This window comes from Streptomyces sp. NPDC029466, from assembly GCF_055574515.1.
Genome location: NZ_JBVHZH010000044.1, coordinates 29,025 through 49,914, shown reverse-complemented (window position 1 = coordinate 49,914; position 20,890 = coordinate 29,025). Strand labels below are relative to the sequence as shown.

The following is a 20,890-nucleotide window of genomic DNA, read 5'->3' as shown; positions in this document are numbered from 1 at the left end:
ACCGCATTGGCTGCGGTCAAAACAAATGCACACGCGAAGGACACGCCGGACTCCTCACGGCGTTGCGGTCACCGTAGTGGGATCCACGGCCGTACGGAAGAAGGCACCACGCCCCCGCGCCGGCCCTCCCCCGGCGACACCGGGAACCCCCGGACGACCGCTGGGCAGTCCCTAAAGGCCGACCGCGGCGGTCAGGATGAAGACCAGCAGGAACAGCGCCCAGCCACCGATCGCCAGCCAGCCCAGAATCAGACCGGTGAGGGCCTGGCCGTCACCGCGCTCCCCGGACCGGCGGATCTCGGCCCGCGCCTTGTGCCCCAGGATCACCGCCGGAATCGCCGTCAGGCCCCAGGTCACCGGCGTCATGATCCCGCAGACCAGCGCGCCCGTCGCCGAGCTGTTCGTCGTCACCGGCATCGGCATCTGCATCGGCATGAACGTCGCCGGCACCATCGGCCGCTGCGGCACGAACTGCGCCTGCGGCACCGGCCCCTGCGGCAGGTCCGCGACCAGCATCTGCAGCTCGGCGTGCGTCTGCGCCTTGTAGGCCCGTGCGATCCGCTGCTCGTACTCCGGCTGCTGAAGCCGCCCCTCGGCGAATCCCGCCTTGAGCACATCGACCGTCCGCTCACGATCGGCGTGCGAGGCACGCATGGCAGGCACCTGATTCGACGGCTGAGCCGGCTGACCGCCCTGCCACGGCTGGAATGCCACTTCGCGAACCTCCCCCCGCTCGACAGTTCTCCCCATCTTGTCATCACAGACGCAGCAATGGGAGGACGAGTTCCCCCACGCGGCCCCCAGACCTTCAAGGTTGGCCCGGAACACCTCCCGCACCAACGCCGCAGGGCGGCCACCCCGTAAAGGATGGCCGCCCTGTCGCTGTCGTACGGGCCAGGATTACTGGTTGTACGGACCGTAGTCGTAGTCCTCCAGCGGGACCGCCTGGCCGGAGCCGGTGCCGAAGGGCGAGTAGTCGATGTCGTCGTAACCGACGGCCGAGTACATCGCGGCCTTGGCCTCCTCGGTGGGCTCGACCCGGATGTTGCGGTAACGGGACAGGCCCGTACCGGCCGGGATGAGCTTACCGATGATGACGTTCTCCTTGAGGCCGATGAGCGAGTCGGACTTGGCGTTGATCGCCGCGTCCGTCAGCACTCGGGTCGTCTCCTGGAAGGAGGCGGCCGACAGCCAGGATTCCGTCGCCAGCGAAGCCTTGGTGATACCCATCAGCTGCGGACGGCCGGAGGCCGGGTGGCCGCCTTCCGCCACGACCCGACGGTTCTCGCCCTCGAACTTCGTGCGCTCCACGAGCTCGCCCGGCAGCAGCTCCGCGTCGCCGGACTCGATGATCGTCACACGGCGCAGCATCTGCCGGATGATGATCTCGATGTGCTTGTCGTGGATCGCCACGCCCTGGCTGTTGTAGACCTTCTGGACCTCGCCGACCAGGTGGACCTGGACGGCACGCTGGCCGAGGATCCGCAGCACGTCGTGCGGGTTGACGGCACCTACGGTCAGCGGCTGGCCGACCGTGACGTGGTCGCCCTCGCCCACCAGGAGACGGGCACGCTTGGAGACGCCGTAAGCCGTCTCGTCGCTGCCGTCGTCCGGCGTGACGATGACCTTCTTGGTCTTCTCGGTCTCCTCGATCCGGACGCGGCCGGCCGCCTCCGAGATCGGGGCGACACCCTTGGGCGTACGGGCCTCGAAGAGCTCGACGACACGCGGCAGACCCAGGGTGATGTCGTCACCGGCCACACCACCGGTGTGGAAGGTACGCATCGTCAGCTGGGTGCCGGGCTCACCGATGGACTGGGCGGCGATGATGCCGACCGCCTCACCGATGTCGACCAGCTTGCCGGTGGCCAGCGAACGGCCGTAGCAGAAGGCACAGGTGCCGACCGCGGACTCACAGGTCAGGACCGAGCGGGTCTTGACCTCCTCGACGCCCGCGTTGACCAGCGCGTCGATGAGCACGTCACCGAGGTCGACGTTCGCCGGGGCGACGACCTTGCCGTCGACGACGACATCCTCGGCCAGCATGCGTGCGTAGACGCTGGACTCGACGTCGTCCGCCTTGCGCAGGACACCGGCGGCGTCCTTCGAGGCGATCCGCAGCTTGAGGCCGCGCTCCGTACCGCAGTCCTCCTCGCGAATGATGACGTCCTGGGAGACGTCGACCAGACGACGGGTGAGGTAACCGGAGTCGGCGGTACGCAGAGCGGTGTCCGCCAGACCCTTACGGGCACCGTGGGTGGAGATGAAGTACTCCAGCACGGACAGACCCTCGCGGAACGACGCCTTGATCGGACGCGGGATGGTCTCGTTCTTCGCGTTCGACACCAGACCACGCATACCGGCGATCTGCCGCATCTGCATCATGTTTCCTCGGGCACCCGAGTCAACCATCATGAAAATGGGGTTCGTCTTGGGGAAGTTCTCGTTCATCGCCTCGGCGACCTCGTTGGTCGCCTTGGTCCAGATGTTGATCAGTTCCTGAGTGCGCTCGTCCTTGGTGATCAGACCGCGCTCGTACTGCTTCTGGACCTTCTCGTCCTGGGCCTCGTAGCCCGCGACGATGGCCTTCTTGGCCTCCGGCACGACGATGTCCGAGACGGCGACGGTGACGCCGGAACGGGTCGCCCAGTGGAAGCCGGCCGCCTTCAGGTTGTCGAGCGTCGCCGCCACGATGACCTTCGGGTAGCGCTCGGCCAGGTCGTTGACGATCGCGGAGAGCTGCTTCTTGCCCACCGAGTAGTCGACGAACGGGTAGTCCTCGGGCAGCAGCTCGTTGAAGAGCGCACGGCCCAGGGTCGTCCGCAGCCGGAAGCTGTCACCCTGCTGCCACTCGGGCTCGCCCTCCTCCGGAACCGGCGGGGTCCAGCCGCGGGGCGGGACGGTGCCGATCGGGAAGCGGATGTCGACCTTCGCCTGCAGCGAGAGCTCACGGGCGTCGAAGGCCATGATGGCCTCGGCGACCGAGCCGAACGCCCGGCCCTCGCCCTTGACCTCGCGCTCCTCTTCATCCGTGGTGAGGAAGAAGAGACCGAGCACCATGTCCTGGGTCGGCATGGTGACCGGACGGCCGTCGGCCGGCTTGAGGATGTTGTTCGAGGACAGCATCAGGATGCGGGCCTCGGCCTGGGCCTCCGCGGACAGCGGGAGGTGGACGGCCATCTGGTCACCGTCGAAGTCCGCGTTGAACGCGGTGCAGACGAGCGGGTGAATCTGAATGGCCTTGCCCTCGACCAGCTGCGGCTCGAAGGCCTGGATGCCCAGACGGTGCAGCGTGGGCGCACGGTTCAGCAGCACCGGGTGCTCGGCGATGACCTCTTCGAGCACGTCGTAGACGACCGTGCGGCCGCGCTCGACCATGCGCTTGGCGCTCTTGATGTTCTGCGCGTGGTTGAGGTCCACCAGGCGCTTCATCACGAACGGCTTGAAGAGCTCCAGCGCCATGGCCTTGGGCAGACCGCACTGGTGCAGCTTGAGCTGCGGGCCGACGACGATGACGGAACGCGCCGAGTAGTCGACTCGCTTACCGAGCAGGTTCTGACGGAAGCGGCCCTGCTTACCCTTCAGCATGTCGCTGAGGGACTTCAGCGGACGGTTACCGGGACCGGTGACCGGGCGACCGCGGCGGCCGTTGTCGAACAGCGCGTCGACGGCCTCCTGGAGCATCCGCTTCTCGTTGTTCACGATGATCTCGGGGGCACCGAGGTCGAGAAGCCGCTTCAGACGGTTGTTGCGGTTGATCACACGGCGGTACAGGTCGTTCAGGTCGGAGGTCGCGAAGCGGCCACCGTCCAGCTGCACCATCGGACGCAGGTCCGGCGGGATCACCGGGATGCAGTCCAGCACCATGCCCTTGGGGCTGTTGCGGGTCTGCAGGAAGGCGGAGACGACCTTGAGGCGCTTGAGCGCACGGGTCTTCTTCTGGCCCTTGCCGGTACGGATGATCTCGCGGAGGCGCTCGGCCTCCTCGTCGAGGTCGAAGGTCTCCAGGCGCTTCTGCAGGGCAGCGGCGCCCATGGAGCCGTCGAAGTACGTGCCGAAGCGGTCCCGCAGCTCGCGGTAGAGCAGCTCGTCGCCCTCCAGGTCCTGGACCTTGAGGTTCTTGAAGCGGTTCCAGACCTCGTCGAGACGGTCGATCTCGCGCTGCGCACGGTCACGCAGCTGCTTCATCTCACGCTCGGCACCCTCGCGCACCTTGCGGCGCACGTCCGCCTTGGCGCCCTCGGCCTCCAGCTCGGCCAGGTCGGTCTCGAGCTTCTTGGCGCGGGCCTCCAGGTCGGAGTCGCGGCGCTGCTCGATCTGCTGACGCTCGACGGAGACGTGCGCCTCCAGCGAGGGCAGGTCGCGCGTGCGGCGCTCCTCGTCCACCCACGTGATCATGTAGGCGGCGAAGTAGATGACCTTCTCGAGGTCCTTGGGCGCGAGGTCCAGCAGGTAGCCCAGCCGGCTCGGCACGCCCTTGAAGTACCAGATGTGGGTGACGGGAGCGGCCAGCTCGATGTGGCCCATCCGCTCACGGCGCACCTTGGCGCGAGTGACCTCGACGCCGCAGCGCTCGCAGATGATGCCCTTGAAGCGGACGCGCTTGTACTTACCGCAGTAGCACTCCCAGTCCCGGGTCGGACCGAAGATCTTCTCGCAGAAGAGTCCGTCCTTTTCGGGCTTGAGGGTGCGGTAGTTGATGGTCTCGGGCTTCTTGACCTCGCCGTGGCTCCACTGACGGATGTCGTCAGCGGTGGCCAGACCGATCCGGAGCTCATCGAAGAAGTTGACGTCGAGCACTATGCGTCAATCCCTCTCAGGGTTGTAAGTCTTGGGGTCTGAAACGGGGGTCCTGGGGCCGGCCGGGGAACCATCACTGGCTCCCCGGCCGAACTCCCGTCAGACCTCTTCGACGCTGCTCGGCTCGCGCCGGGACAGGTCGATGCCGAGCTCCTCCGCAGCGCGGAAGACGTCCTCGTCGGTGTCGCGCATCTCGATGGACATGCCGTCCGAGGACAGCACCTCCACGTTGAGGCACAGGGACTGCATTTCCTTGATGAGCACCTTGAAGGACTCGGGAATGCCGGGCTCGGGGATGTTCTCGCCCTTGACGATGGCCTCGTAGACCTTCACGCGGCCGGTCACGTCGTCGGACTTGATCGTCAGCAGCTCCTGGAGGGCGTAGGCGGCGCCGTATGCCTCCAGCGCCCACACCTCCATCTCACCGAACCGCTGGCCACCGAACTGAGCCTTACCACCCAGCGGCTGCTGGGTGATCATCGAGTACGGACCGGTCGAACGCGCGTGGAGCTTGTCGTCGACCAGGTGGTGCAGCTTGAGGATGTACATGTACCCGACCGAGATCGGGTCCGGGAACGGCTCACCGGAGCGGCCGTCGAACAGCTGGGCCTTGCCGGAGCTCTTGACCATCCGCTCGCCGTCGCGGTTGGGGAGCGTCGAGTCGAAGAGACCCGCCAGCTCGTCCTCGCGCGCACCGTCGAAGACCGGGGTCGCGACGTTGGTGCGCGGCGCGACGTCGTCGGCGCCGATCGCCTGCAGACGCTGCTGCCACTCCTCGCCGCCCTCGACCTTCCAGCCCTGGCTGGCGAGCCAGCCGAGGTGGATCTCCAGGACCTGTCCCGGGTTCATTCGGGACGGGACACCCAGCGGGTTGAGGATGATGTCGACCGGGGTGCCGTCCTCCAGGAACGGCATGTCCTCGACCGGCAGGATCTTCGAGATGACGCCCTTGTTGCCGTGACGGCCGGCGAGCTTGTCACCGTCGGTGATCTTGCGCTTCTGCGCGACGTAGACGCGGACCAGCTGGTTCACGCCCGGGGGCAGCTCGTCGCCCTCTTCGCGGTCGAAGACGCGGACGCCGATGACCTTGCCGATCTCACCGTGCGGCACCTTCAGCGAGGTGTCGCGCACCTCGCGCGCCTTCTCACCGAAGATCGCGCGGAGCAGGCGCTCCTCGGGGGTCAGCTCGGTCTCACCCTTGGGCGTGACCTTGCCGACGAGGATGTCGCCGGCGACGACCTCGGCACCGATACGGATGATGCCGCGCTCGTCGAGGTCGGAGAGGACCTCTTCGGAGACGTTCGGGATGTCCCGGGTGATCTCCTCGGGGCCCAGCTTGGTGTCACGGGCGTCGACCTCGTGCTCCTCGATGTGGATCGAGGAGAGGACGTCGTCCTGCACGAGGCGCTGCGACAGGATGATCGCGTCCTCGTAGTTGTGGCCCTCCCACGGCATGAACGCCACGAGCAGGTTCTTGCCGAGCGCCATCTCGCCTTCGTCCGTGGACGGACCGTCGGCGAGGACCTGGCCCTCGATGACCCGCGCGCCCTCGTCCACGACGACCTTCTGGTTGAAGGAGGTGCCCTGGTTGGAGCGGGTGAACTTGGCGACGCGGTACGTGGTGTACGTGCCGTCGTCGTTGGCGACGGTGATGTAGTCCGCGGAGACCTCCTGGACCACACCGTCCTTCTCCGCCTTGATGACGTCACCGGCGTCGACCGCGCAGCGGTACTCCATGCCGGTGCCGACCAGCGGCGACTCCGCCTTGATCAGCGGAACGGCCTGGCGCATCATGTTCGATCCCATGAGCGCGCGGTTGGCGTCGTCGTGCTCGAGGAACGGAATCATGGCGGTCGCGGCCGACACCATCTGGCGCGGCGAGACGTCCATGAAGTCGACCTCGTCGGCCGGGACCAGGTCGACCTCGCCGCCACGACGGCGGACCAGGACACGCTGCTCGGCGAAGCGCATGTCGTCGGTCAGCTTCGCGTTGGCCTGGGCGATCAGGAAGCGGTCCTCCTCATCAGCGGTGAGGTAGTCCACCTCCTCCGTGACCTGGCCGTCGACGACCTTGCGGTACGGCGTCTCGATGAAGCCGAAGACGTTGACCCGGCCGTAGGAGGCCAGCGAGCCGATGAGACCAATGTTGGGACCTTCAGGGGTCTCAATCGGGCACATGCGGCCGTAGTGCGAGGGGTGCACGTCACGGACGTCCAGGCCGGCCCGCTCACGGGAGAGACCACCCGGGCCCAGCGCCGACAGACGGCGCTTGTGGGTCAGACCCGACAGCGGGTTGGTCTGGTCCATGAACTGGGACAGCTGGCTGGTGCCGAAGAACTCCTTGATGGAGGCGACGACCGGCCGGATGTTGATCAGGGTCTGCGGCGTGATCGCCTCGACGTCCTGGGTCGTCATGCGCTCACGCACGACGCGCTCCATACGAGCCAGACCCGTGCGGACCTGGTTCTGGATGAGCTCGCCGACGTTGCGCAGACGGCGGTTGCCGAAGTGGTCGATGTCGTCGGTCTCGACAACGATGGAGTTGCCGTTCTCGCCGATCGTCTCGGTCTCGCCGGCGTGCAGCTTGACCAGGTACTTGATCGTCGCGATGACGTCATCGGTGGTCAGCACACCGGCGTCGAGCGGCTCGTCGCCACCGAGCTTCTTGTTGACCTTGTAGCGGCCGACCTTCGCGAGGTCGTAGCGCTTGGGGTTGAAGTACAGGTTCTCCAGCAGCGTCTGCGCGGCCTCACGCGTCGGCGGCTCGCCCGGACGCAGCTTGCGGTAGATGTCGAGCAGCGCGTCGTCCTGGCCCTGGGTGTGGTCCTTCTCCAGGGTGGCGCGCATGGACTCGTACTCGCCGAACTCCTCGAGGATCTGCTCGGTGGTCCAGCCGAGCGCCTTGAGCAGAACGGTCACGGACTGCTTGCGCTTACGGTCGATGCGCACACCGACCATGTCGCGCTTGTCGATCTCCATCTCCAGCCAGGCACCCCGGGACGGGATGATCTTGGCGGAGAAGATGTCCTTGTCGGACGTCTTGTCGATGGAGCTGTCGAAGTACACGCCCGGCGAGCGCACCAGCTGCGAGACGACGACACGCTCGGTGCCGTTGATGCAGAAGGTGCCCTTGTTCGTCATGAGCGGGAAGTCGCCCATGAAGACCGTCTGGGACTTGATCTCGCCGGTCTCGTTGTTGGTGAACTCGGCGGTGACGAAGAGCGGAGCCGCGTACGTGAAGTCGCGCTCCTTGCACTCGTCGATGGAGTTCTTCGGGGGCTCGAAGCGGTGGTCGCGGAACGTCAGCGACATCGACCCGGAGAAGTCCTCGATCGGGGAGATCTCTTCGAAGATCTCCTCAAGACCGGACTTGGTGGGGACTTCCTGCCCACTCTCCAGCGCAGCCTCGACGCGACCCTTCCATGCGGCATTGCCGAGCAGCCAGTCGAAGCTTTCGGTCTGCAGCGCAAGGAGGTTCGGAACCCCGAGGGGCTCCTTGATCTTCGCAAAAGAGATGCGCAGCGGGGCGGTGCTGTCGCCGTTGTTCGTATTGGCAGTCGAGGCGTTGCGCGAGGCGGCCAAGAGGGGGTCCTTCCGAGGGCTCGGACTCACTACGCGCGTACCGGTCCCGAATCGAGCAGACTGAGGAAAAGCCCAGTTCAGGGCGGTTCATTCAGGTTTGCTCGGGCTCGGGTATGCCCCTGGTGACGGGCAGGGAGCAGCTAACAGGCAGCGCAAAGGGTCAGTGTAGCCACTTGGCACACTGATGTCCAGAGCGAGTTTCCGGAGACCGGTTCAGCACCGTGATACCGATCTTCTCCCTCCGGGAGGTCACGCCCTCCGCACCGGAGGAAGCCCTCGTTTGTTCTTCTCAATGCCATGCGCCTGCCGAAAGCCCTGCGCCAGTGGCGCACACCGATGCTTCCCTCTTCGTCCGCGATCCATGCCTCGAACCCTGGATCGCTTCTGCGTCGCGTCCCGAGAATTGCGCGCCGCGTCCGGTTCGTCAAGGCCCCCCACCTCTGGGAGATCGTCACATGGGGGCACGTCCGGGCAACGATGATCACCATACTCGCACGCAGGCGCGAGACAACGCAGCCGTGGCGAGCACGCCGAAGGGCGACCACCCGCATGGGTGATCGCCCTTCGCTGGTGTCCGACGCGCCAGAGGCGCTGTGGACGTGAGTCAGAGACTCAGTGGGGTCACTTGACCTCGACGGAGGCGCCGGCGCCCTTGAGGGACTCGGCGGCCTTCTCGGCGGCGTCCTTGGCGACCTTCTCGAGGACCGGCTTCGGGGTGCCGTCGACGAGGTCCTTGGCCTCCTTCAGACCCAGGGAGGTCAGCTCACGCACGACCTTGATGACCTGGATCTTCTTGTCGCCCGCACCGGTGAGGATGACGTCGAACTCGTCCTTCTCCTCCTCGGCGGCGGCGGCCGGGGCACCCGGGGCGCCGGCGGCGGCCACGGCGACCGGGGCGGCAGCCTCGACGTCGAACTTCTCCTCGAAGAGCTTCACGAACTCGGAGAGCTCGATGAGGGTCATCTCCTCGAACTGCGCGAGCAGGTCTTCCTGGCTGAGCTTCGCCATGGTGGCGGTCCTTCCACTAATTCGGCTGGTGCCGGATGTACATGTCTGGCGGGCGTACTACGGGCCCGCTGGGCGTCCGAGTGATTACTCGGCAGCCTCGGCGGGAGCCGGCGTACCGGCACCGCCCTGCTCGACCTTGCTGCGAAGCGCGTCCGCGGTGCGGGCGAACTTCGTGAGCGGGGCCTGGAAGGTCGCCGCGGCCTTGGCCATGGACGCCTTCATGCCACCCGCCAGCTTGGCGAGCAGAACCTCACGGGACTCGAGGTCCGCAAGCTTCTTGATCTCGTCGGCGGACAGCGCCTTGCCTTCAAGGACACCGCCCTTGATGACGAGAGAGGGGTTTTCCTTGGCGAAGTCACGCAGACCCTTCGCCGCCGTGACCGGGTCACCGGTCACGAAAGCAACAGCGGTCGAGCCCTTGAGGTGCTCGTCCAGCTGAATCCCGGCCTCCTGGGCCGCGATCTTGGTCAGCGTGTTCTTCACCACACGGTACTGAGCGTTCTCGCCGAGAGAACGACGCAGCTCCTTGAGCTGCGCCACAGTCAGTCCGGTGTAAGAAGTCACAACAGCTGCGTTGGAGTCACGGAGCTTAGAAGTGATCTCCTCAACGGCTGCGATCTTGTCAGACGTCGCCATGAGCCTCGGCCTCCTTCCGGGTGATGAGGACCGCGCAGAAGGGGCTGGGCAAAACAAACGCCCCGGCGCAGGCGCACGGGGCGTACTCGACCAAGGCAGAAATCCGCCCGGGAGTTCATCCATACACACCTGCGCAGGCCGTCCGCAGCTAGCGGATCCTTCGGCCACTGCACACCCGGGATCGGGCGCACAGAGACAACCAGCGGTCTTTGGCTTCCGCATACGGTACGGGAGAGCCCTGCGCCAGGCAAATCGACTGAGAGGGGGCACCGGCCGCGCTCCCGGCCGCTGGAGCGCGCCCTCCGCCCCGTCCTCGCCCCAGGGGCCGGCGCGGCCGCTGAGGGCGGCACAGCATGCGTCAGGCCCCGCCCTCCGTGCGGGAGAGCGGGGCCTGACGACAGTGGTCACACGCTACGAGGCGCCGATCGGGAAGATCAGACGGCCTCGTCCTCGACGAGGAGGTTGCGGGTGCGGTTGGAGTCCACCGGGATGCCAGGGCCCATCGTGGTGGTGATGGTGGCCTTCTTGATGTAGCGGCCCTTGGCGGCGGACGGCTTGAGGCGGTTGATCTCCTCGAGCGCCGCGGCGTAGTTCTCCACGAGCTTGGCCTCGTCGAAGGAGACCTTGCCGATGATGAAGTGGAGGTTCGCGTGCTTGTCCACGCGGAACTCGATCTTGCCGCCCTTGATGTCGGTGACAGCCTTGGCGACATCCGGGGTGACGGTGCCGGTCTTCGGGTTCGGCATCAGACCACGCGGACCGAGCACGCGGCCGAGGCGGCCGACCTTGCCCATGAGGTCCGGGGTGGCGACGACGGCGTCGAAGTCCAGACGGCCCTTGGAGACCTCGTCGATCAGTTCGTCCGAGCCGACGATGTCGGCGCCGGCGGCTTCCGCGGCCGCAGCACGGTCACCGGTCGCGAAGACCAGGACCCGGGCGGTCTTACCGGTGCCGTGCGGGAGGTTCACGGTGCCACGGACCATCTGGTCGGCCTTGCGCGGGTCGACACCCAGACGCATGGCGACCTCGACGGTCGCGTCGAACTTGACGGACGCGGTGTCCTTGGCGAGACGGACGGCCTCGAGGGGGGCGTACAGACGCTCCCGGTCGATCTTCGCGTCCGCGTTGCGAAGAGTCTTGCTGCGCTTCACTTCTGCTCCTGATGCAGTGGGGTGGAGTCGTGGTGCGGACCAGCGCCTGGCCCTGCCACGTGTGGTGCCTGAAGGGCTGGGATCAGCCCTCGACCGTGATGCCCATGGAACGGGCGGTGCCGGCGATGATCTTCTCGGCGGCGTCCAGGTCGTTGGCGTTCAGGTCGGGCATCTTGGTGGTGGCGATGTCACGGACCTGGTCACGCGTGATCTTCGCGACCTTGGTCTTGTGCGGCTCGCCGGAGCCCTTCTCCACGCCCGCGGCCTTCAGGATGAGCTTCGCGGCCGGCGGGGTCTTGGTGATGAAGGTGAAGGAACGGTCCTCGTAGACCGTGATCTCCACCGGCACGACCATGCCACGCTGCGACTCGGTCGCGGCGTTGTAGGCCTTGCAGAACTCCATGATGTTGACGCCGTGCTGACCCAGCGCGGGGCCGACCGGCGGAGCCGGGTTTGCGGCACCGGCCTGGATCTGGAGCTTGATAAGCCCCGTGACCTTCTTCTTCTTGGGAGGCATGCTCTCTCCGGGTCCTAGTGAGAGGTGTTTCGCCGATCCATCCGGTCATCCGGATGGAGGCATACCGCACAACGATAACGGGTATGGTCGTGCGGCCAAAAACCGAGCAGGTCAGACCGGCTGTGAGCCCGTCTGACCTGGTCGATTTGGCTGGTGGTCCGGAAGAACCTAGTTCTTCTGGATCTGGTCGAAGCTCAGCTCGACCGGGGTCTCGCGGCCGAAGATCTCGACGAGGCCCTTGACCTTCTTCGAGTCGGCGTTGATCTCGTTGATCGTGGCCTGGAGCGTCGCGAACGGGCCGTCGGTGACGGTGACGGAGTCGCCCACCTCGAAGTCCAGCACCTGGACCTCGACCTTGCGGGACGGCGCCGGCTTGCCCTCGGCCGCGGCGGCCTCCTTGGCGGCCTTCTCCTCGGCCTCCGGGGCGAGCATCTTGACGATCTCGTCCAGCGTCAGCGGGTAGGGGTCGTAGGCGTTGCCGACGAAGCCCGTGACGCCCGGGGTGTTGCGGACGACGCCCCAGGACTCGTTCGTCAGGTCCATGCGCACCAGCACGTAGCCCGGGAGCTTGTTCTGGCGGATGGTCTTGCGCTCGCCGTTCTTGATCTGGGCGACCTCTTCCTGCGGCACCTCGGCCTGGAAGATGTAGTCCTCGACGTTCAGCGAAACGGCACGCTGTTCGAGGTTGGTCTTCACGCGGTTCTCGTAACCCGCGTAGGTGTGGATGACGTACCACTCACCGGGGAGGCCGCGGAGTTCGTCGCGGAGGGCGGCCACCGGGTCGACCGGCTCCTGCTCCTCGTCCTCGTCGACCTCGGCGGTGGCCTCGGCATCCTCTTCGGTGTGCACTGCGGCCTCTTCGGCGGGCTCGCCGGCGGCAGCGTCCTCGGCGTCGAGCTCGTCGACCTCGTCGACGCCCTCGACGATCTCAAGCGCGGTGTCGTCGCCCTCGACCTCGGCCGAGGCAGCCGCGTCCACGTCGGCCGCTGCCGTCTCGGCGGAGTCGGCGGCGTCGTTCAGGTTCGGGTCAGACACGGTGGCTGCTTCTTCCTGGCTTCAAGGGGTTGAACATGCGAAAGGGGCGCCCGCTGAGGCGCCCTCCGCGGGATCAGCCGAAGACGTACCCGACGACTCGGTTGATTCCCAAGTCAATCACGGTTACGAGACCGATCATGATGACAACGAAGACGATCACTACGGTGGTGTACGTCGACAGCTGGTTGCGCGTGGGCCAGACGACCTTGCGGAGTTCCGCCACGACCTGGCGGTAGAAGAGCGCGAGCCGCGCGAAGGGGCCCTTCTTGCCGCGCTTGCCGCCGCGACGGGGCTTCTTCTGGGATTCCGCGGTTTCATCCTCGGAACGACCGCGCTCAGGCATGTCGATGGAGCCCAGGGCGTCCGTCACTCGTCCTCACCTGAATCCGGGTCGTGGCCGTGCCGCGCCCGGTTGAGCCGCACGGCGGTGCATTTCATACGTACGCGTGCACGCACTGTGGTGACGAAGTGCGTGTAGCAGGGCCGGAGGGACTTGAACCCCCAACCGCTGGTTTTGGAGACCAGTGCTCTACCAATTGAGCTACGACCCTTTGTGGTTCCCCCAACCTACCGCATGCGGCCGACTGCACTACGTGCGTGCACCGCGGCGACCTGTCGGGAGCCAACGGTCAGCGAGTGTACGTGCTTCAGCGCCGGGCGTCGAACAGAAACGTCCCGGGTGGTGCCCGCCGATCCATGTGCCGGGCTTGTCGGAGGTCTGGGACGATGCAGGTATGAGCGCTGCCACTCCTCCCGCTTCGTCCCCTGCCGACCGCCGTGTCTCGGCCCGTGTCGGTGCGATTTCCGAGTCCGCGACCCTCGCCGTGGACGCCAAGGCGAAGGCCCTCAAGGCCGCCGGACGCCCGGTGATCGGCTTCGGCGCCGGTGAGCCCGACTTCCCGACGCCCGACTACATCGTCGAGGCGGCGACCGAGGCCTGCCGCAACCCGAAGTTCCACCGCTACACCCCGGCCGGCGGTCTCCCCGAGCTGAAGACCGCGATCGCCGCGAAGACGCTGCGCGACTCCGGCTACGAGATCGAGCCCGCGAACGTCCTGGTGACGAACGGCGGCAAGCAGGCGATCTACGAGGCGTTCGCAGCGATCCTCGACCCGGGCGACGAGGTCATCGTCCCGGCGCCGTACTGGACCACCTATCCCGAGTCGATCCGGCTGGCCGGCGGGGTGCCGGTCGATGTCGTCGCGGACGAGACCACGGGCTACCGGGTGACCGTGGAGCAGCTGGAGGCGGCCCGTACGGACCGCACCAAGGTGCTGCTGTTCGTCTCGCCGTCGAACCCGACCGGCGCGGTCTACAGCCGCGAGCAGGTCGAGGCGGTCGGCCGCTGGGCCGCCGAGCACGGCCTGTGGGTGCTGACCGACGAGATCTACGAGCACCTGGTCTACGGCGACGCCGCGTTCTCGTCGCTGCCGGTGGTCGTGCCCGAGCTGCGCGAGAAGTGCATCATCGTCAACGGTGTGGCGAAGACCTACGCGATGACCGGCTGGCGGGTGGGCTGGGCGATCGGCCCCAAGGACGTCATCAAGGCCGCCACGAACCTCCAGTCGCACGCCACATCCAACGTCTCGAACGTCGCGCAGGCCGCGGCGATCGCGGCGGTCTCCGGCGATCTGACGGCCGTCGAGGAGATGAAGGTCGCCTTCGACCGGCGCCGCAAGACCATCGTGCGGATGCTCAACGAGATCGACGGGGTGCTGTGCCCGGAGCCGGAGGGCGCGTTCTACGCCTACCCGTCGGTCAAGGAGCTCCTGGGCAAGGAGATCCGCGGGAAGCGCCCGCAGACCAGCGTCGAGCTGGCCGAGCTGATCCTGGAGGAGGCGGAGGTCGCCGTCGTCCCGGGCGAGGCCTTCGGCACCCCTGGCTACCTGCGGCTTTCGTATGCGCTGGGCGACGAGGACCTGGTCGAGGGCGTGTCGCGGATCCAGAAGCTGCTGGCCGAGGCCAAGTAGGACACCAGCCACCGATCGATGCGAACGGGCCCCGATGTTCCGGGGCCCGTTCGCGCGTCCCCCCGGACACCCCTTCGGGAAAGGCCCTACCGGTGCCCGCTCCCATACGGCAAGATCTCCGGATGGAGAGCGTTCGTGCCCGCGGCGAAGCCGCCATCCGAGACCTGCGCCGGTTGCCGAAGGCGCATCTGCACCTGCACTTCACCGGTTCGATGCGGTCCGCGACCCTGCTGGACCTCGCCGACAAGTACGGCGTCCATCTGCCGGAGGCACTGCGGAGCGGTGAGCCTCCCCAGCTCAGAGCCACGGACGAGCGCGGCTGGTTCCGTTTCCAGCGGCTGTACGACATCGCGCGGTCGTGTCTGCGGACGCCCGAGGACATCCAGCGGCTGGTGCGCGAGGCCGCCGAGGAGGATGTCCGGGACGGGTCGCGCTGGCTGGAGATCCAGGTCGACCCGACCTCGTACGCCCCGCGGCTGGGCGGGCTGATCCCGGCCCTGGAGATCATCCTGGACGCGGTGCACAGCGCCTCCCGGGACACCGGGCTCGGTATCCGCGTCCTGGTGGCCGCGAACCGGATGAAGCACCCCCTGGACGCCCGTACGCTGGCGCGTCTCGCGGTGCGCTACGCCGACCGCGGCGTGATCGGCTTCGGGCTGTCCAACGACGAACGCCGGGGATTCGCCCGGGACTTCGACCGCGCCTTCGCCATCGCCAGGGAGGGCGGCCTGCTGGCGGCGCCGCACGGCGGTGAGCTGTCGGGGCCGGCGAGCGTCCGGGACTGTCTGGACGATCTGCACGCCGGCCGGGTGGGGCACGGCGTACGGGCCGCGGAGGATCCCGTGCTGTTGAGCCGGCTGGCCTCGCGCGGGGTGACGTGCGAGGTGTGCCCCGCGTCGAATGTGGCGCTGGGGGTCTACGAGAAGCCGGAGGACGTGCCGCTGCGGGCGCTCTTCGACGCGGGCGTGCCGATGGCGCTGGGCGCGGACGATCCGCTGCTGTTCGGCGCGCGGCTGGCCGCGCAGTACGAGATCGCCCGCAGCGCGCACGGCTTCACCGACGCCGAACTGGCCGAGCTGGCCCGGCAGTCGGTCCGCGGCTCGTGCGCGCCGCAGGACGCGCAGCAGGGGCTGCTGGCGGAGATCGACGCCTGGCTGGACGCGTAGGGCGCCACAGGCCCGCTGGAGGCCCGCCAGAGGCCGGCCAGAGGTCGGCCAGAGGTCGGCCAGAGGCCGGCCAGAGGCCGGCCAGAGGCCGGCCAGAGGCCGGCTAGAGGCTGACGCCGACCGTGACGGGTTCGTTGACGAGCGTGACGCCGAAGGCCGCGTGCACGCCGTCGCGGACCTCGCGGGCCAGGGCGAGCAGGTCCTCGGTGGTGGCCGCGCCGCGGTTGGTGAGCGCGAGGGTGTGCTTGGTGGAGATACGGGCGGGGCCGCTGCCGTAGCCCTTGGTGAAGCCGGCCCGGTCGATGAGCCAGGCCGCGGAGGTCTTCACCAGGCCGTCGCCGGCCGGGAAAGCGGGCGGGGCGGCGTCGGGGCCGAGGCGGTCCTGGACGCGGCGGACGAAGACGGCGTGCTCGGCCTCGGTGAGGATCGGGTTGGTGAAGAACGAGCCCGCCGACCAGGTGTCGTGGTCCTCGGGGTCCAGCACCATGCCCTTGCCGGCGCGCAGGGCCAGCACGGTCTCCCGGGCGACGGCTGCCGGGACCCGGTCCCCGGCCTCCACGCCGAGGGCACGGGCGGTCTCGGGGTACTTCAGGGGCGCGGACAGGCCCCCGGCGTCCTCCAGGGCGAAGCGCACCCGCAGCACCACGAACCGGTCGGGGTGCTGCTTGAAGCGGCTGTGGCGGTAGGAGAAGCCGCATTCCGCGTTGGGGATCGTGACGGTCTCGCCGCGGCGGCGGTCGTAGGCGACGACCTCGGTGATCGTGGCGGAGACCTCCTGGCCGTACGCGCCCACGTTCTGGATCGGGGTGGCGCCCGCCGAGCCGGGGATGCCGGCCAGGCACTCCACACCGGCCAGTCCGGCCTCGACCGTACGGGCGACCGCGTCGGACCAGTTCTCCCCCGCGGCGAGCGTGAGGGTCGTGCCGTCGAGCGTGAAACCGCGGGTGGCGATGCGCAGGGCCGTGCCGTCGAAGCCCTTGTCGCCGATGACGAGGTTGCTGCCGCCGCCGATGATCAGCAGCGGGGTCCCGGTGTCGTCGGCCGCGCGGACGGCGGCGATCACCTCGTCGTCGGTGGTGGCCGTGACGAGGCGGGTGGCCGGGCCGCCGAGGCGGAAGGTGGTCAGCGGGGCGAGGGGGGCGTCGTGGAGTTCCTGCACGCGCACAAGGGTACGGGGGCGGTCCGACAGCGCTCGGCCGGACGCCCCCGGCGGCCCCGGCTCAGGCGAGGCGGACCACGGCGCGGGACATGCCCAGCACCTTCTGGCCGGCGCTCATCGCGGTGAGGTCGACGCGGACCGTACGGTCGTCGTCGTCCAGCTTGGCGGCGACCTTGGCGCTGACCTCGATCAGTGCGCCGGTCTCGTCGTTGGGGACGATGACGGGCTTGGTGAAGCGCACCCCGTACTCGGCGACCGCGCCCGGGTCACCGGCCCAGTCGGTGACCACCCGGATCGCCTCGGCCATGGTGAACATGCCGTGCGCGATGACGTCCGGCAGCCCGACCTCCTTGGCGAACTTCTCGTTCCAGTGGATCGGGTTGAAGTCACCGGAGGCGCCCGCGTACCGGACGAGCGTGGCGCGGCTCACCGGGAAGGTCTGCGCCGGGAGTTCCGTGCCGACCTCGACCTCGTCATAGGAAATCTTCGCGGTCATCTCAGGCCTCCTTCGCGGCACGGGCCACCAGCTTGGTGAACGCGGTCACGACGTGTTCGCCCGCCTCGTCGTGCACCTCGCCGCGGATGTCGATGATGTCGTTGCCCGCCATGGTCTTGATGGCCTCGATGGTGGAGGTGACGGACAGCCGGTCCCCGCTGCGCACGGGGCGGGTGTAGGCGAATTTCTGGTCGCCGTGCACCACCCGGCTGTAGTCCAGGCCCAGTTGCGGGTCCTCGATGACCTGTCCCGCGGCCTTGAAAGTGATGGCGAACACAAAAGTCGGCGGTGCGATCACATCGGAGTATCCGAGTGCCTTGGCCGCTTCGGCGTCGGTGTAAGCGGGGTTGGGGTCGCCGATCGACTCGGCGAATTCCCGGATCTTTTCCCGGCCGACCTCGTACGGGTCGGTGGGCGGGTACGTGCGTCCGACAAAAGACTGGTCGAGCGCCATGGGCTCGCAACCTCCCTGTACTGATGGTGACAACGCCGTGAGGCCGCCCCCACGAATGGGGACGGCCTCACGGACGAGCCTGTGTTATCGCGTCTCGCGGTGCGCGGTGTGCGAGTTGCAACGGGGGCAGTGCTTCTTCATCTCAAGACGGTCCGGGTCGTTGCGCCGGTTCTTCTTGGTGATGTAGTTCCGCTCCTTGCACTCCACGCAGGCCAGCGTGATCTTCGGGCGGACGTCGGTGGCAGCCACGTGAGTGCTCCTTGGACGGACGGGTGGTCGGATTAACGCATAAAAGAGTAGCCGATCGGAGGACCGACCCCACAATCGGCTACTGTCAGTAGCGGTGACCGGACTTGAACCGGTGACACAGCGATTATGAGCCGCTTGCTCTACCGACTGAGCTACACCGCTGCGATGCGAGGGGACCCCGCCCGAAGGCGGGAACCTCACACATCAGAGCCCCAATACGGAATCGAACCGTAGACCTTCTCCTTACCATGGAGACGCTCTGCCGACTGAGCTATTGGGGCGAGCGATGAAGACATTACACGGCCCGCCGCCAAACGTGAAATCCGTATCCGGGCCGTGCCACAGCGGCCCCGCGCACCACACCGGTACGACTATTTCGCGCTTGCGCAACGCTCTCCCGGCAGCGGCCTAGGCTCGGAAGAACGCTGCGTGATCTTGCACGCCGGTGCCTTCGAGGAGCGCGATGTCCGACAGCAGTTCGCCGCAGCCGCAGCCGGGAAAGCCCGTCGGGCCCGGCCGGTTCGCCAGGTCGGAAAGCGGCGCGCTCGTGTTGTGCGGTGCCCGGCTCGCCGACGGGCGGACGGTGGACGTACGGCTCGGTGGCGGACGCATCGAGGCCGTCGGGACGGCCGGCAGCCTCGCCCCGCAGGGCGCCCGCGTCGACCTCGCCGGCTACCTCCTGCTCCCCGCCCCCGCCGAACCCCATGCGCACTGCGACACCGCCCTGACCGCCGACTCCGACGGCCCCGCCTCCCGTTCGCCCGAGGACGTCCAGCGCCGGACGACCGAGGCCGCGCTGCTCCAGCTGGGGCACGGCGCCACCGCCTCGCGCAGCCACGTCAGGATCGGCGACGTACAGGGGCTGCGGTCGCTGGAGGCGGTGCTCCAGGCGCGCCGGTCGCTGCGCGGGCTGGCCGATCTGGCGGCGGTCGCGGTGCCGCGGGTACTGACCGGGGTGGCAGGGGCGGACGGGCTGGCGATGCTGCGGGACGCGGTGAAGATGGGCGCCTCGGTCATCGGCGGCTGCCCGGACCTGGACCCCGATCCGGCCGGGTACGTCGAGACGGTTCTGGAGCTGGCCGGGGAGCACGGCTGCCCGGTGGATCTGCACACCGACGGGGACGATCCGGCGCGGCTGGCGCGGTTCGCGGCGATGTCCGGCGGGCTGCGGCCGGGCGTCGCGCTCGGCCCGTGTGCCGGGATGGCGCGGATGCCGCGGAGCGTGGCGGCGCGGGTCGCCGAGCAGCTGGCGGCCGCCGGGGTCGCCGTCGTCTGTCTGCCGCAGGGCGACTGCACGGGCCTGGAGCGGTACGGCTCGCGGGTGTCGCGGCCGGCGCCCGTACGGCTGCTGCGGGCGGCCGGTGTCCAGGTGGCGGCGGGCAGCGGGGCGCTGCGGGACGTGGCGAATCCGGTGGGGCGCGGTGACCCGTTGGAGGCCGCGTATCTGCTGGCGTCTCTGGGGGAGGCCACGCCGGAGGCGGCCTACGAGAGCGTGAGTTCGGCGGCCCGGGCGACCCTGGGGCTGCCGGAGGTACGGGTCGAGGCGGGCTTCCCCGCGGAGCTGCTGGCGGTGCGGGGCGAGCGGATCGCCGGGGTGCTCTCGCTCGCGTACAGCCGGATCGTGATCCACCGCGGGCGGGTGGTCGCCCGTACCAGCGCGGTGCGGGAGTACTGCGACTCGGCGGCGGAGGTGGCGCTGGAGCTGCCGCGGCAGTCGCAGCGCTGAGCCGCGCGCGGGGACAAGGGCCGCTCCCCCGGCCGGTCCCGCACTACGCGGCGGCGCTTCGGCGTACGGTCGGGATCATGCGCATTGTCATCGCAGGTGGACATGGTCAGATCGCGCTGCGGCTGGAGCGGTTGCTCGCCAAGCGCGGGGACGAGGTCGCGGGCATCATCCGCCGGCCGGAACAGGCCGGTGACGTGCTGGCCGCGGGAGCCGAACCGGTGGTCTGCGACCTGGAGTCGGCGTCGGTGGAGGATCTCGCCCGGCACATGGAGGGCGCCGACGCGGCCGTCTTCGCGGCGGGCGCGGGACCGGGCAGTGGCATCGAACGCAAGGACACGGTGGACCGCGGCGCGGCGGCGGTCTTCGCGGACGCGGCCGAGGCGGCCGGGGTACGGCGCTTCCTCGTCGTCTCGTCCATGGGCGCGGACCGTGAGCCCCCCGAGGGCACCGACCCGGTCTTCGCCGCGTACCTGCGGGCGAAGGGCGCCGCGGACGCGGACGTACGGGCCCGCGCCGGGCTGGACTGGACGATCCTGCGACCGGGCCGGCTGACCAACGACCCCGGCACGGGCCTGGTGGCGCTGGCCGACACGACCGGCCGCAGCGAGGTGACCCGGGACGATGTGGCGGCCGCCCTGGTGGCGCTGCTCGACGAGCCCGCCACCATCGGCCGGACGCTGGAGCTGATCGGCGGGGAGGTACCGGTGGAGGACGCGGTGCGGGCGGTGGCCGGGCGCTGAGGGGCGGGCGCGCCGCCCCACACGTGCCCCACACACGCTGGTCAGCACGCGAAACAGAGTGGGGCATACCGCCCGCGGCGGCACTGTTGTCGGCCGGGAACGACGAAGGGGCCCGGGGGGGGGGGGGGGGGGGGGGGGGGGGGGAGGGGGGGGGGAGGGGGGGGGGGGGGGGGGGGGGGGGGGGGGGGGGGGGGGGGGGGT

The 20,890-nt window shown here is 68.6% G+C and carries 17 protein-coding genes and 3 tRNA genes; 4 read left to right on the top strand and 16 right to left on the bottom strand.

The annotated features are described in order from the left end of the window. Positions 1-171: 171 nt before the first annotated feature. The 10 genes from ACZ4XD_RS28930 to ACZ4XD_RS28885 all read right to left on the bottom strand — a co-directional run bounded on the left by ACZ4XD_RS28930 (position 172) and on the right by ACZ4XD_RS28885 (position 13,280). On the bottom strand, positions 172-654 hold the full coding sequence (locus tag ACZ4XD_RS28930) for a DUF1707 and DUF4190 domain-containing protein (protein WP_468046841.1): 483 nt from the start codon (positions 652-654) through the stop codon (positions 172-174). 246 nt (positions 655-900) lie between these two features. Beyond that, entirely contained in the window at positions 901-4,800 is a 3,900-nt protein-coding gene (locus ACZ4XD_RS28925) for a DNA-directed RNA polymerase subunit beta' (protein ID WP_042155846.1), read from the bottom strand. 99 nt (positions 4,801-4,899) lie between these two features. Continuing rightward, positions 4,900-8,382: a DNA-directed RNA polymerase subunit beta gene (gene rpoB, locus ACZ4XD_RS28920; protein WP_042155844.1), complete on the bottom strand. Its 3,483-nt coding sequence runs from the start codon at positions 8,380-8,382 to the stop codon at positions 4,900-4,902. Positions 8,383-9,003: 621 nt separating this feature from the next. After that, on the bottom strand, positions 9,004-9,390 hold the full coding sequence (gene rplL / locus ACZ4XD_RS28915) for a 50S ribosomal protein L7/L12 (protein ID WP_042155841.1): 387 nt from the start codon (positions 9,388-9,390) through the stop codon (positions 9,004-9,006). Between the two features lie 84 nt (positions 9,391-9,474). Next, positions 9,475-10,026, bottom strand: a complete 552-nt coding sequence (rplJ, locus tag ACZ4XD_RS28910; protein ID WP_042155838.1) for a 50S ribosomal protein L10 — start codon at positions 10,024-10,026, stop codon at positions 9,475-9,477. 434 nt (positions 10,027-10,460) lie between these two features. Continuing rightward, complete coding sequence (gene rplA / locus ACZ4XD_RS28905; RefSeq protein ID WP_042155835.1) at positions 10,461-11,177, bottom strand: 50S ribosomal protein L1; 717 nt, start codon at positions 11,175-11,177, stop codon at positions 10,461-10,463. A gap of 82 nt (positions 11,178-11,259) precedes the next feature. Beyond that, positions 11,260-11,694, bottom strand: a complete 435-nt coding sequence (gene rplK / locus ACZ4XD_RS28900; protein WP_009715899.1) for a 50S ribosomal protein L11 — start codon at positions 11,692-11,694, stop codon at positions 11,260-11,262. A 168-nt stretch (positions 11,695-11,862) separates the two neighbouring features. Continuing rightward, positions 11,863-12,729 (bottom strand): transcription termination/antitermination protein NusG, encoded by an 867-nt coding sequence (gene nusG, locus ACZ4XD_RS28895; protein ID WP_398832117.1) that lies wholly within the window; start codon positions 12,727-12,729, stop codon positions 11,863-11,865. Between the two features lie 73 nt (positions 12,730-12,802). Next, positions 12,803-13,099, bottom strand: a complete 297-nt coding sequence (gene secE, locus ACZ4XD_RS28890; protein WP_468046837.1) for a preprotein translocase subunit SecE — start codon at positions 13,097-13,099, stop codon at positions 12,803-12,805. A 108-nt stretch (positions 13,100-13,207) separates the two neighbouring features. Next, positions 13,208-13,280: transfer RNA gene (locus ACZ4XD_RS28885), tRNA-Trp, on the bottom strand. Positions 13,281-13,463: 183 nt separating this feature from the next. Here ACZ4XD_RS28885 and ACZ4XD_RS28880 point away from each other — a divergent pair. Both ACZ4XD_RS28880 and ACZ4XD_RS28875 read left to right on the top strand, forming a co-directional pair. Beyond that, positions 13,464-14,699, top strand: coding sequence for a pyridoxal phosphate-dependent aminotransferase (locus ACZ4XD_RS28880; protein ID WP_468046835.1), 1,236 nt, complete (start codon positions 13,464-13,466; stop codon positions 14,697-14,699). A 122-nt stretch (positions 14,700-14,821) separates the two neighbouring features. Beyond that, positions 14,822-15,865: an adenosine deaminase gene (locus tag ACZ4XD_RS28875; protein WP_468046833.1), complete on the top strand. Its 1,044-nt coding sequence runs from the start codon at positions 14,822-14,824 to the stop codon at positions 15,863-15,865. A gap of 103 nt (positions 15,866-15,968) precedes the next feature. On the opposite strand, the gene ACZ4XD_RS28870 is transcribed toward ACZ4XD_RS28875, so the two are convergent. The 6 genes from ACZ4XD_RS28870 to ACZ4XD_RS28845 form a co-directional block, all read right to left on the bottom strand. Further along, a complete protein-coding gene (locus ACZ4XD_RS28870; protein ID WP_468046831.1) occupies positions 15,969-17,024 on the bottom strand; it encodes a UDP-N-acetylmuramate dehydrogenase in 1,056 nt (351 codons plus the stop codon). Positions 17,025-17,085: 61 nt separating this feature from the next. Then, complete coding sequence (locus ACZ4XD_RS28865) at positions 17,086-17,520, bottom strand: MaoC family dehydratase (protein WP_042155818.1); 435 nt, start codon at positions 17,518-17,520, stop codon at positions 17,086-17,088. 1 nt (position 17,521) lies between these two features. After that, positions 17,522-17,974 (bottom strand): MaoC family dehydratase N-terminal domain-containing protein, encoded by a 453-nt coding sequence (locus tag ACZ4XD_RS28860; protein ID WP_042155816.1) that lies wholly within the window; start codon positions 17,972-17,974, stop codon positions 17,522-17,524. Positions 17,975-18,058: 84 nt separating this feature from the next. After that, on the bottom strand, positions 18,059-18,223 hold the full coding sequence (gene rpmG, locus ACZ4XD_RS28855) for a 50S ribosomal protein L33 (RefSeq protein WP_006604855.1): 165 nt from the start codon (positions 18,221-18,223) through the stop codon (positions 18,059-18,061). A gap of 89 nt (positions 18,224-18,312) precedes the next feature. Next, a tRNA-Met gene (locus ACZ4XD_RS28850) sits at positions 18,313-18,385 on the bottom strand. Positions 18,386-18,431: 46 nt separating this feature from the next. Further along, positions 18,432-18,504 (bottom strand) — tRNA-Thr (locus ACZ4XD_RS28845). Positions 18,505-18,686: 182 nt separating this feature from the next. Here ACZ4XD_RS28845 and ACZ4XD_RS28840 point away from each other — a divergent pair. Together ACZ4XD_RS28840 and ACZ4XD_RS28835 are read left to right on the top strand one after the other, a co-directional pair. After that, entirely contained in the window at positions 18,687-19,949 is a 1,263-nt protein-coding gene (locus ACZ4XD_RS28840; protein ID WP_388198287.1) for an amidohydrolase family protein, read from the top strand. A 77-nt stretch (positions 19,950-20,026) separates the two neighbouring features. After that, positions 20,027-20,689 carry an NAD(P)H-binding protein gene (locus tag ACZ4XD_RS28835; RefSeq protein WP_450361267.1) on the top strand — a complete coding sequence of 221 codons (663 nt, stop codon included), beginning with the start codon at positions 20,027-20,029 and terminating at the stop codon, positions 20,687-20,689. Positions 20,690-20,890: the final 201 nt, after the last annotated feature.